A 10,893-nucleotide genomic window follows, 5' to 3' on the forward strand; every position below is an offset into this window, starting at 1 on the left:
GCAAGTCCCGCCAAGTACGCGGACTTATAGCCTTCGTCCGGCCCAACGGATCCAGGCCTTCGAAAATTCTTTTGGTTTTCTTCGTGCCCTCAGTGTCCTTCGTGGTGCAATCAACTCATCTGGCCAGGGCATGAAGCGTCTCCTTAAGCCGGGCCGTCGCGCAGCGAGATGACTGGCCAGCCCTTGTTTCGGGCATGTCCCTCGAGGGTCGGGTCCGGGTCCACGGCCACCGGACGACCGACCTGTTCCAGTAGCGGGATGTCGTTGCGCGAGTCGCTGTAGAAGCTGGCGCCGGCAACGGTGGCCTCGGGGTCGGGGTGGTCCGCGAGGTGCTGGCGCAGGCGCTCGATCTTGCCTTCCTGAAAGCAGGGCACACCGGTCAGTTCGCCGGTGAACTCTCCATCCTCGCGTTCTTCTGCCAGGGTCGCGATCAGGTGATCCACGCCAAGGATGTCGGCGATCGGCTGGGTCACGAACTGGTTGGTCGCGGTGATGATCATCAGCTCGTCGCCGGCCTCGCGGTGTTCGGCCAGCAGGCGCGGGGCGCCGGGGGCGATCATCGGCCGGATCAGTGTGTCGATGAAGCGTTCCCGCCAGGCCTCGAGCTGCGCGCGTGGGTGCTCGGCCAGGGGGCTGAAGGCGAAGCGGCAGAATTCGTGGATGTCGAGGGTGCCCGCCACGTACTCCTGGTAGAAGCGGTCGTTGGTCTCTGCGTGACAGGTCGGATGGACCGCGCCGACCTCCGCCAGGAATTCATTCCAGGCGTGATCGCTGTCGCCGGCAAGAAGGGTGTTGTCGAGGTCGAACAGGGCCAGGGCCATGGGGCGCGTCTCGGGTTGGCGTGAGTCGGGCCAAAGTGTACCGGCGGTCGTGACGGCCTGCAGCTTCCAGCGGCCTTTCGGGGCCGCACCGGAGGCCGGGTAGGGGCTTTGCCGCCGGGGCGCCGGCTGTGGAACAATGCCAGTAATAGAAAAGCGTCTGGCTGATGCAAGTGATTGATTGTGACGGGTATCGCGCAAACGTAGGCATCATCCTGTGCAACGCGGAAAAACAGCTGTTCTGGGGAAAGCGGGTCGGACAGGCGGCCTGGCAGTTTCCCCAGGGGGGTGTGCACGCGGAAGAAACGCCGGAAGAGGCGATGTTCCGCGAGTTGCGCGAGGAGACCGGCCTGTTTCCCCGGCACGTGGAGGTGCTGGGCAGCACCCGTCATTGGCTGCGCTACCGTCTGCCGGAGCGCATGGTCCGGCGCCATCAGCGCCCGGTCTGCATCGGCCAGAAGCAGCGCTGGTTCCTGCTGCGCATGGTCGGAGACGAGAACGACGTGGTGCTGGACGCAATGCAAACCCCGGAATTCGATGACTGGCGCTGGATCGACTACTGGCGCCCGGCGCGCGAGGTCGTGCACTTCAAGCGCCAGGTCTACCGCCGGGCGTTGTGCGAGCTGGTGCCGTTGATGTTCCCGGAGCTTGAAGAGCGGCGCGAGCACCGCGGTGGCCGCCGTGGTCCGGGCCCGTCCCTGGCTCGTTCCCCGGTGTCCTCGCGTTGACGGTCCCGACGCAGCCCTCGATGCTCGAGGTCCTGCGCCGTGTGGTGCAGGAGGTCAACGGCGCGGCCGATTTCTTTGAAGCGCTGCACATCATCGTCACGCGGGTGAAGGCGGCGCTGGAGATCGATGTCTGCTCGATCTACCTGAAGTCGCCGCAGTCCGGTCGCCTGGTTCTGATGGCCTCGGAGGGCCTGCGCTCCGAATCGGTGGGGCATGTCGAGATGGATCCGTCGGAAGGCCTGGTCGGTCTCGTCGCATCGCGCGCCGAGCCGGTCAACCTCGACAGCGCTCAGGATCACCCGCGCTTTCGCTATTTCCCGGAGACCGGGGAGGAGCACTTCCTCGCGTTCCTCGGTGTGCCGATCATCCATCAGCGAAGCCTGCTGGGCGTCTTGGTGGTGCAGCAGCACCAGGCACGCAAGTTCGATGACGAGCACGTTTCCTTCCTGATCACCCTGGCGGCCCAGCTGGCCGGGGCCATTGCCTACGCCGAGTTCAACGACGAGATCTCCTCCGAGACCCCCCTGATCGGGCACGTGAACGTCGAGGCCACCGGGATTGCCGGTTCGCCGGGTGTGGCCATCGGGCGGGCCGTGGTGGCCTACCGTCTGGCGGATCTCGATTCCATCCCCGATCGCGATGGCGCCGGGGTGGAAAGCGAACTGGAGCACTTCACGCAGGCGGTCGCGGAGACGCGCACCGAGATCGAGGACCTGAAGCAGCGCATGGGCGAGGCCCTGGGTCCGGACGAGCAGGTGCTGTTCGATGCCTACCTGATGCTGCTCGGGTCCGATTCGCTGGTGCACAAGACCGAGGGGCGCATCCGTAACGGCCAGTGGGCGCCCGCCGCGTTGCGCGACACTGTGCGCGAGAGCGTGCGGGTGTTCGAGGACATGGAGGACCCGTACCTGCGCGAGCGCGCGTCGGACGTGCGCGACCTTGGCCGGCGCGTGCTTTCGCACCTGCTGCCGGCGGATCGCAGCCAGGACGAGTTTCCCGATGGCGGCATCCTGGTGGGAGACGATCTGACCGCCTCGCATCTGGCCGAGGTGCCGATCGAGCGCCTCGGGGCGATGGTCTCGGCCAAGGGAACGGGCTCCTCGCATATCGCGATCCTCGCGCGGGCGCTGAACATCCCCGCGGTGATGGGGGTGTCCGAGCTTCCGGTCGGTCGGCTGGAGGGGCGCGAGATCCTGGTGGATGGTTATCGGGGCCGGCTGTTCGTGAACCCCAACGCCGAATTGCGCGCGGAGTTCGAGCGCCTGGTACGCGAGGAGCGCGAGCTGGCGGAGGACCTGCGGGCGCTGGCGAAGGATCCGGCCGAGACCCGCGACGGGGTCGCCGTGCCGGTGCTGGCAAATTCAGGCCTGCTGGCGGACATCAAGCCGTCGCTGGAATCCGGGGCCGAGGGTGTCGGGCTGTACCGCACCGAGGTCCCGTTCATGATCCGCGACCGGTTCCCCGGCGAGGAGGAACAGGTCCAACTCTACGAGCAGGTGCTGGCCTCGTTCGACCCCATGCCCGTGACCCTGCGCACCCTGGACATCGGCGGTGACAAGGCCCTGCCGTATTTCCCGGTGAAGGAGGACAACCCGTTTCTCGGCTGGCGCGGTATTCGCATCTCGCTGGACCATCCGGAGATCTTCCTGACCCAGCTGCGGGCGATGCTCAAGGCAAGCCGGTCGCACGACAACCTGCAGATCCTGTTCCCGATGATTTCGGCGCTGGACGAGTTGAAGGGCGCGATGACCCTGCTCAACCGGGCGCGCGAGGAGTTGCTGGACGAGGGCTTCCGTATCCCGATGCCGCGGGTTGGGGTAATGGTGGAGGTGCCGGCGGCCGTGTACATGTCGGAAATGCTCGCGCGGCGGGTGGACTTCCTGTCCGTGGGCACCAACGACCTGGTGCAGTACCTGCTGGCGGTGGATCGCAACAACGCCCGCGTGGCGCATCTGTACGACACGCTGCATCCGGCCTGCGTCCACGCGCTGGAGACGATCACCGAGGGCTCGCACCGGGCCGGCAAACCGGTCAGTGTTTGCGGCGAGATGGCGGCCGACCCGGCTGCGGTCATCCTGCTGCTGGGGATGGGGATCGACAGTCTGAGTGTCAGCGTGTCCTCGATCCCGCGGGTCAAATGGGTGATCCGCAGCTTCTCCACCGACCGCGCCGAGGCACTCCTGGCGCAATGCCGCCTGCTGGAGAACGCCGATCAGATCCGGTCGCTGCTGAACAATGCCCTGGTGCAGGCCGGGCTGGGTGGCCTGGTGCGCGCCGGCAAGACCTGACCCCGGAAATCCGTGATCCCGCGCAGGCGTCCGCCGGCGTCCGTTATCCGTTGCGGTTTGTCCGCCACAGCGCGATCAGGGCGCTCAGCAGGAAAATCCCGAGCACGACGCCGATCGCGATCAGGGCATCGGTGATCGATCGGTTGATCACCAGCACCACGACCCCCACCAGGATCGGGACCGGGACCTCGTTGAACCAGCGATACCAGGTGTGATCGCGGCGGTTCAGGTCGTCGCGGAAGTTGCGCACGATCTTGCCGCACCAGACGTGATAGGCCACCAGGAGCGCGATCAGGGTCAGCTTGAAGTGCATCCACGGTTCGGCCAGGTAGAACGAGCGATCCACCAGCATGGCCACGCCGAAGGCGATGGTGATCAGGGCGCCGGGGGTCATGATCCCGTAGAACAGCTTGCGCTCCATCACCTTGAAGCGTTCGTGACCCAGGGCGTCCCCGGTCATCGCGTGATAGACGAACAGGCGTGGCAGATAGAACAGCCCGGCGAACCAGGTGACCATGAAGATCACGTGCAGGCTGAGGAACCAGTTGTAGGCTTGCATTGAGGCCCTTCTCGTTGACGGTCCGGGAGACCCGGGGCCAGCTCAGCGTTGATTTACGAGAGCCAGCGTTCCAGGTGGCGCTCGATCTGTTCGAAGTCCGGGTCGCCCAGCTTCTGGTAGACGATGCGGCCATTCGGCGAGATCAGGAAGGTGGTCGGTGTCAGGCGCACGCCACCATAGGCTTGAGAGAACGCTTCATCGCTATCGTGGATGACCTTGTAGGGCATCTCGCGGTCCTCGCGCATGGCCTCCACGCGGTTGATCGGGTCGTAGGACAGCGCGACCGCCAGTAGCTCGAAACCCTCGTCGGCGTAGGTCTCGTGCAGGTGGATCAGTTCCGGGATCTCGCGGACGCAGGACGGACAGCTGGTCGCCCAGAAGGAGATCATGACCGGCCGGCCCTCGTAGTCCTCCAGGTCCACCTGATCGCCGTCCAGGGTGGTGGCGGAGAAGGCAGGTGCCGGGCGCATGCCGTCGTTGGTGAGCCAGATGGTCGCAGCGACGGCGACCAGCGCGAGGATGAAGATGCCTCCGAAGATGGCCTTGCGGTCGATCCTGACTTTGCTCATGGGATGTGATCCGTTGATCGAATAGCCTGCAAATGTGGACTGGCGGGGCGGGCTTGCGTTCCGTGGTCCCGGCCAAGGCGGTATCATGCCGCACCATGATGAATGCAACCAACAGCAAACCCATCCGTATCGGGGTTGTCGGGGCTACCGGCTACACCGGCGTGGAACTGCTGCGCCTGCTGGCGCGGCATCCGACGGCCGATCTGCAGGTCGTGACCTCGCGTGGCGAGACTGGCACGCCCGTGGCCGATCGATTCCCCAGCCTGCGCGGCGCGGTGGACGCCATCTTCCAGGCCCCGGACGAGGCGACGCTGGGTGAGTGCGACGTGGTCTTTTTCGCGACCCCGCACGGGGTGGCGCACGGGTTGGCCGCGCCACTGCTTGAGCGGGGCACGCGCATCATTGACCTGTCGGCGGATTTCCGCATTCGGGATCCCGAATTGTGGGCGCGGTGGTACGGACAGGCGCATGGCGCACCCGAGTACTTGGCCGAGGCGGTGTACGGGTTGCCCGAGTTGAACCGGGAGCAGATTCGCGATGCGCGGCTGATCGCGGTGCCGGGCTGTTATCCCACGGCCGTGACACTTGCGGTGCTGCCCCTGCTGGAGGCCGGTCTGGTCGATCCCTCGGACGTGATCGCGGATGCCAAGAGCGGCGTCAGCGGGGCCGGGCGCAAGGCGCAGATCGGCGGGCTGTTCGCCGAGGTGCAGGAAGACTTCCGTGCCTACGCCAGCGGCGGGCACCGGCACTGGCCGGAGATCCACCAGACCCTCAGCGGTGTGGCCGGGCAGTCGGTGGGGCTGATTTTCCAGCCGCACCTGGTACCGATGACCCGCGGGATTCATGCGACCCTGTACCTGCGTCCGCAGACGGCGGGTGCGGACTGGCAGGCCTGTTTCGAGCAGCGCTATCGCGACGAACCGTTCGTGGACGTGATGCCGGCAGGGGCCCATCCGCAGACGTCCAGCGTGCGGGGTACCAACCTCTGCAGGGTGGCGCTGGCGCAGCCGCCGCACTCCGGGCGACTGATGGTGCTGTCGGTGATCGACAACCTGGTGAAGGGCGCGGCCGGGCAGGCCGTGCAGAACATGAATCTGATGTTCGGCCAGGCTGAGACCGTGGGGCTCGACGGGCTGCCGGTCTTCCCCTGATGCGCGGAGCGGCCGCATGAACATCCATGTTCCGCGCCTGCCCCGTCGGCCGCGGATCCCGGCGCGGCGAAGGTCGTCGAGGCGGCGCGGGGGCGCTTGGCGGACCGTGCTGCTGGCCGGCGCATTGCTGGTGACCGGGGCCGTCGCGGCCGGCATCTGGCTGACGGGCACCGGGCATGACGACACGCGGACAGAGGGTTCGCGGGCGGGGATCAACGCCCTGCGAGCGGACGTGGAACGGGAGGTCGCCGCACGTCAGGAGGCCGAGGAGGCCCTGCGGCGCGCCGAGCAACAGCTGGCGTTCAAGAATGCGGAGGTTGCGGCCTTTGCCGGCGACATCGAGCGGCAGGAGGCCGAACTACTGGAGCTGCGTGATGAACTGGCGTTCTACCAGCGTCTCGCAGAGGGCGCGGGCGAGGATGGGCTGGGAATCCGGGCCCTCCGGTTGCAGCGCACCGGGCAGGCCGGGGTGTTCGATGTGCACTTTCAGGTCTACCGCTCGGGGCTGGACCGATCGGTGGACCTGCAATGGACACTGGAAGTGGACGGGGTGCCGGCCGACGAGGAGGATGTGGTCACGCTCGATGCCGATGCCCTGGATCTGGACGCCGCCCGCACGCTGGAGAATCTGACGTTGGTGCGCAACCAGCAGGTCCGGATCCGTTTGCCGGAAGATTTCGAGCCGCGGCAATTAACACTGCGCGCGAGTGCCGAGGATGACGAGGATCTCGAACCGGTCGCCGAAAGGGCCGAGTGGGATCGCCTGCTGGAGGGTACGCAATGATTGGACGCAAGAAGGGCCGTCGGGCGAGCAAGGTGGATACGCTGGTCGGGCGCAATACGGTGATCCATGGCGACATCGAGTTTGGCGGCGGGCTGCACATCGAGGGCCGCGTGATCGGCGATATTCGGGCCGCGACGGATCCATCGGCCGTCCTGGTGGTGGCAGACGGGGGGGTGATCGAGGGTCATGTCGCTGTACCGCACCTGCTGATGAACGGAGAGGTGCATGGCGATGTCCATGTAGGAGAGCATGTGGAACTGGGCGAGACCGCCCGGCTGACCGGCAACCTCTACTACACGATGCTGCAGATGGCGGAAGGCGCGCAGATCGACGGCCTGCTCAAGCGGGTCGACCACCCGTTGCAGGGTGAACTGGAGGGGGCGGAGGAGACCCCGGTCCTGAGCAATCCCACGGAAGATGGGCATTCTTGACTCCGGTGCTCAGTCTTCCGTAGCGTGAATGAAAATGATGATACAGGAGGCCCCGAATGTCCGAGCCCATGACGTCCGAAGCGGAACTGGACATCGAAATGCCCAGCCCGCTGATCTTTACCGATGCCGCAGCCACCAAGGTGAAGGGGCTGATCGAGGAAGAGAACAACGACAACCTCAAGCTGCGCGTGTTCGTCAGTGGTGGCGGGTGTTCGGGCTTCCAGTACGGCTTCACCTTTGACGAGACGGTCGGCGACGGTGACACCGTGGTGGAGAACGGCGGGGTGACGCTGTTGATCGACCCGATGAGCTTCCAGTATCTGGCCGGTGCCGAGATCGACTACACCGAAGGCCTGGAAGGCGCGCAGTTCGTGATCCGCAATCCCAACGCCACTACGACCTGTGGCTGTGGTTCCAGCTTCTCGGTCTGAAGTCGACCGAAACCCCGACTGGAGAAGGCCCGATCCGGCGGATCGGGCCTTTTTCGTCATGGGGCGTATGATTCGTGCCCCGCGGGGCGGGTGCCACCGGGGATGATGCAGCCGAGCACGCGCGGGCCGCGCGCCCCGGTGACCTCCGGCAGATTCCCGGATTCACCGGCAAGGGTGCGGGCAGCCAGCCAGGCGAACGCGGCGCCTTCCACTTGCTGAGCGGGAACGCCGTGGCGCTCGGTGGACTCCACACGGGTATCGGGCAGCGCCTGGGCGAGGCGCTGCATCAGGTGCCGATTGTGTGCGCCGCCGCCGCACACTAGCGTGCGGTCGGGCGGTTGGGTGTGCAGGTGTTCCAGGGCGTGGCGTATGCCCTCCACCGTCAGTTCGGCCAGGGTCGCCTGGATGTCCTCGGGGCGGACCCGGTCGAGGCGGTCGCGCGCCAGGCTGCGGAGCCAGCCGGGCGAGAAGTACTCGGGGCCGGTGCTCTTGGGCGGGGGTCGCTGGAAGAACGGGTCCCCGAGCAGTCGGGTCAGTAGTTCGGGGTCCGGCGTGCCGGTTCGAGCCCAGGCGCCATCGCGGTCGAACGGAGTCGAATGGTGACGCCGGTTCCAGTCGTCCATCAGCGTGTTCGCGGGGCCGCAGTCGAAGCCGATCACGGGATGGCCGGGCTGGAGCCAGGTGACATTGGCGATGCCCCCAAGATTCAGCACCGCGCGCGTCTCGTCGGCCGCGCCGAACTGCATCGCGTGAAACCCACAGGCCAGTGGTGCGCCTTCGCCGCCGGCCGCGATGTCGCGCGGGCGGAACTGGGCCACGGTGTCGATTCCGGTTGCCTCGGCAATGCGGAAGGGATCGCCAATCTGCCAGGTGAAGGGCGGCTCGGCGTCCGGTGCGTGGTGCACGGTTTGGCCGTGACTTCCGATTGCGCGGATCGCGCCAGGAGTCAGGCCGGTCTGGTCCAGCAAGGCGTGGACGGCGCGGGCGAACAGCTGCCCAAGGCGTGCGTCCAGGGTGCCCAGCTGCCGGTAGCGCAGGGTTTCGGTCGTGGCCGCGGTCGCCAGATCCTGGGCGAGATCGTCGGGATAGTCGATCTGGCAGTAATCGACCACCTCTAGTGTCCCGTCGTCGTGGATTTCCGTCAGCACGGCATCGACGCCGTCCCGGCTGGTGCCGGACATCAGCCCGATAAAGCGTTCCGTCATGGTGTTGGTCCTCGCATGCCCGTGGCGGTCTGGTTGCATTCTGGACCACCGCGGCATTTCGCGTCCGCTTGGGGCTCGCGGTATCCTTGCGCGCGACCGGCCAGCCCGGCCGGTCGCCGATCTCGATCAAGGGGCGACATGGAACTCGAAGACCAGCTGGCCGTGATCCGTCGCGGTGCCGATGAAATCCTGCTTGAGGGCGACCTCGTCGAGCGCCTCAAGACGGGCCGCCCGTTGCGGATCAAGGCGGGGTTCGACCCCACCGCACCGGATCTGCACCTGGGGCACACGGTGCTGATCAACAAGCTGCGCCAGTTGCAGGACCTGGGTCACCATATCCTGTTCCTGATCGGTGATTTCACCGGCCGTATCGGTGACCCCTCGGGGAAGAACACCACACGTCCGCCGTTGTCCGCCGAGGACATCGAACGAAATGCCGCGACGTATCGCGAGCAGGTGTTTCGTATCCTCGATCCCGAACGGACCGAGGTCGTTTTCAATTCCACCTGGATGGAACCACTGGGTGCGGCCGGCATGGTCCAGCTGGCCTCGCGCCACACCGTGGCGCGCATGCTTGAGCGTGACGACTTCCACAAGCGATACACCGAGCACCAGCCGATCGCGATCCACGAATTCCTGTATCCGCTTATTCAGGGCTACGACTCCGTCGCGCTGAAGGCGGACATGGAGCTGGGCGGCACCGACCAGAAGTTCAACCTTCTGGTGGGGCGCGAACTGCAGAAGCAGGAGGGGCAGGCACCCCAGGTGATCCTGACCATGCCAATCCTCGAAGGGCTGGACGGTGTCCAGAAGATGAGCAAGTCGCTGAACAACTATATCGGGGTCCAGGATTCCCCCGACGACATGTTCGGCAAGCTGATGTCCATCTCCGACGATCTCATGTGGCGCTATTTCGAGCTCCTGAGCCTGCGGCCCATGCACGACATTCGCGAATTCCGGCGGGCTGCGGAAGCCGGCGAAAGGAATCCGCGCGACATCAAGTTCGAGCTGGGACGTGAACTGGTGGACCGATTCCAGGGGCCGGGGCGGGGTGAGAAGGCCCAGGCTCGTTTCATTGAGCGCTTTCAGAAACACGTTGTCCCGGAGGACCTCCCGCCGATAACCGTGGCGGTGCCGCCCGATGGTCTATTGCTGCCCAATGTCCTCAAGTCCGCCGGGCTGGTCGCCTCCACCTCCGAGGGGCGCAGCATGCTCCGCCAGGGAGCTGTGCGCATCGATGGAGAACGCGCAGAGGATGCAGGGCGCACCCTGGGGCCTGGCGAAACCCACGTGATTCAGGTTGGAAAGCGGCGTCTGGCGCGGGTCCACCTCGAGGCCGCGAAGGAGGCCTGAGAGTGTATTGCGAAAATATTTCCGAAACCCCCTTGACCGATTTCCGCCACCCCCTATAATGCGCGCTCACCGAACGGTACAGCCGCTTCGGACATCCGCAGAAACACCGCGGATCGCCTCGAGAAAGGCCGGTAAACCGGCTGCGGGGAGGGCCGAAGGCCGCAGCAAAAAATGTGCCCCAGGGGTTGACGCCTGACACAGTACGCTGCATAATTTCGTGCTCGGTTCAACGGACGGCAAGACATCGCCAGCCGGACGGCCGATACAAAAAGTCTCGCAACGGTGTTGACACCGGATCGAGCCAGCCGCAGAATACGCGGCTCCCTGCTGAGACACACAGCAGCGTTCTTTAAGAAAAAGTGAATCAAGTAGTTTGTGCGGATGCTTGCGTCGTAGGGGCTGGAAACCTCCATCTCCAAAGATCGAAGCAAGCAACCAAACCTCAGAGTTCTGAGAGTTTTGGTCTGCTCTTCAAATGGTATTACGGAGCTATCCGTAAATAGCTTTAAACTGAAGAGTTTGATCCTGGCTCAGATTGAACGCTGGCGGCATGCCTAACACATGCAAGTCGAACGG

The 10,893-nt window shown here is 65.4% G+C and carries 11 protein-coding genes and 1 rRNA gene; 8 read left to right on the forward strand and 4 right to left on the reverse strand.

The genetic code is table 11. The features are described from left to right. Positions 1-143: 143 nt before the first annotated feature. Complete coding sequence (locus tag ACESLR_RS10520; protein ID WP_373025889.1) at positions 144-821, reverse strand: HAD family hydrolase; 678 nt, start codon at positions 819-821, stop codon at positions 144-146. Between the two features lie 164 nt (positions 822-985). Between ACESLR_RS10520 and ACESLR_RS10525 the strand changes: the two genes are divergently transcribed. Together ACESLR_RS10525 and ptsP are read left to right on the forward strand one after the other, a co-directional pair. Beyond that, entirely contained in the window at positions 986-1,546 is a 561-nt protein-coding gene (locus tag ACESLR_RS10525; protein WP_373025887.1) for an RNA pyrophosphohydrolase, read from the forward strand. A gap of 20 nt (positions 1,547-1,566) precedes the next feature. Continuing rightward, a complete protein-coding gene (gene ptsP, locus ACESLR_RS10530; RefSeq protein WP_373025886.1) occupies positions 1,567-3,834 on the forward strand; it encodes a phosphoenolpyruvate--protein phosphotransferase in 2,268 nt (755 codons plus the stop codon). Between the two features lie 43 nt (positions 3,835-3,877). Here ptsP and ACESLR_RS10535 read toward each other — a convergent pair whose 3' ends face one another. Both ACESLR_RS10535 and ACESLR_RS10540 read right to left on the reverse strand, forming a co-directional pair. Next, positions 3,878-4,393 carry a CopD family protein gene (locus ACESLR_RS10535; RefSeq protein ID WP_373025884.1) on the reverse strand — a complete coding sequence of 172 codons (516 nt, stop codon included), beginning with the start codon at positions 4,391-4,393 and terminating at the stop codon, positions 3,878-3,880. A 53-nt stretch (positions 4,394-4,446) separates the two neighbouring features. Then, positions 4,447-4,962, reverse strand: coding sequence for a peroxiredoxin family protein (locus ACESLR_RS10540; protein ID WP_373025882.1), 516 nt, complete (start codon positions 4,960-4,962; stop codon positions 4,447-4,449). 95 nt (positions 4,963-5,057) lie between these two features. Here ACESLR_RS10540 and argC point away from each other — a divergent pair, with 95 nt between their 5' ends. From argC to erpA, 4 genes are all read left to right on the forward strand, one after another. Beyond that, a complete protein-coding gene (argC, locus tag ACESLR_RS10545) occupies positions 5,058-6,113 on the forward strand; it encodes an N-acetyl-gamma-glutamyl-phosphate reductase (protein WP_373025881.1) in 1,056 nt (351 codons plus the stop codon). A 124-nt stretch (positions 6,114-6,237) separates the two neighbouring features. Then, the gene (locus ACESLR_RS10550; RefSeq protein WP_373025890.1) at positions 6,238-6,897 is read left to right on the forward strand and encodes a DUF6776 family protein; all 660 of its coding nucleotides are present in this window, start codon (positions 6,238-6,240) and stop codon (positions 6,895-6,897) included. Continuing rightward, positions 6,894-7,328: a polymer-forming cytoskeletal protein gene (locus tag ACESLR_RS10555; RefSeq protein WP_373025880.1), complete on the forward strand. Its 435-nt coding sequence runs from the start codon at positions 6,894-6,896 to the stop codon at positions 7,326-7,328. Before ACESLR_RS10550 ends, ACESLR_RS10555 begins: the two co-directional genes overlap by 4 nt. A 56-nt stretch (positions 7,329-7,384) precedes the next feature. Further along, positions 7,385-7,759 carry an iron-sulfur cluster insertion protein ErpA gene (gene erpA / locus ACESLR_RS10560; protein ID WP_024327481.1) on the forward strand — a complete coding sequence of 125 codons (375 nt, stop codon included), beginning with the start codon at positions 7,385-7,387 and terminating at the stop codon, positions 7,757-7,759. 56 nt (positions 7,760-7,815) lie between these two features. Here erpA and ACESLR_RS10565 read toward each other — a convergent pair whose 3' ends face one another. Continuing rightward, positions 7,816-8,964 carry an anhydro-N-acetylmuramic acid kinase gene (locus tag ACESLR_RS10565; protein ID WP_373025878.1) on the reverse strand — a complete coding sequence of 383 codons (1,149 nt, stop codon included), beginning with the start codon at positions 8,962-8,964 and terminating at the stop codon, positions 7,816-7,818. A gap of 138 nt (positions 8,965-9,102) precedes the next feature. Between ACESLR_RS10565 and tyrS the strand changes: the two genes are divergently transcribed. Beyond that, positions 9,103-10,317 (forward strand): tyrosine--tRNA ligase, encoded by a 1,215-nt coding sequence (gene tyrS / locus ACESLR_RS10570; RefSeq protein WP_373025876.1) that lies wholly within the window; start codon positions 9,103-9,105, stop codon positions 10,315-10,317. A gap of 507 nt (positions 10,318-10,824) precedes the next feature. Further along, positions 10,825-10,893: ribosomal RNA gene (locus ACESLR_RS10575) — 16S ribosomal RNA — on the forward strand; the annotation flags it as partial.

Source organism: Thioalkalivibrio sp. (assembly GCF_041685615.1).
Taxonomy (GTDB): domain Bacteria; phylum Pseudomonadota; class Gammaproteobacteria; order Ectothiorhodospirales; family Ectothiorhodospiraceae; genus Thioalkalivibrio.

Coding starts and splice junctions, on each gene's coding strand:
- ACESLR_RS10535 (WP_373025884.1), bottom strand. CDS start 4,393: ATGCAAGCCTACAACTGGTTCCTCAGCCTGCACGTGATCTTCATGGTC.
- argC (WP_373025881.1), top strand. CDS start 5,058: ATGATGAATGCAACCAACAGCAAACCCATCCGTATCGGGGTTGTCGGG.
- erpA (WP_024327481.1), top strand. CDS start 7,385: ATGTCCGAGCCCATGACGTCCGAAGCGGAACTGGACATCGAAATGCCC.
- ACESLR_RS10525 (WP_373025887.1), top strand. CDS start 986: ATGCAAGTGATTGATTGTGACGGGTATCGCGCAAACGTAGGCATCATC.
- ACESLR_RS10565 (WP_373025878.1), bottom strand. CDS start 8,964: ATGACGGAACGCTTTATCGGGCTGATGTCCGGCACCAGCCGGGACGGC.
- tyrS (WP_373025876.1), top strand. CDS start 9,103: ATGGAACTCGAAGACCAGCTGGCCGTGATCCGTCGCGGTGCCGATGAA.
- ACESLR_RS10540 (WP_373025882.1), bottom strand. CDS start 4,962: ATGAGCAAAGTCAGGATCGACCGCAAGGCCATCTTCGGAGGCATCTTC.
- ACESLR_RS10520 (WP_373025889.1), bottom strand. CDS start 821: ATGGCCCTGGCCCTGTTCGACCTCGACAACACCCTTCTTGCCGGCGAC.
- ptsP (WP_373025886.1), top strand. CDS start 1,567: ATGCTCGAGGTCCTGCGCCGTGTGGTGCAGGAGGTCAACGGCGCGGCC.
- ACESLR_RS10555 (WP_373025880.1), top strand. CDS start 6,894: ATGATTGGACGCAAGAAGGGCCGTCGGGCGAGCAAGGTGGATACGCTG.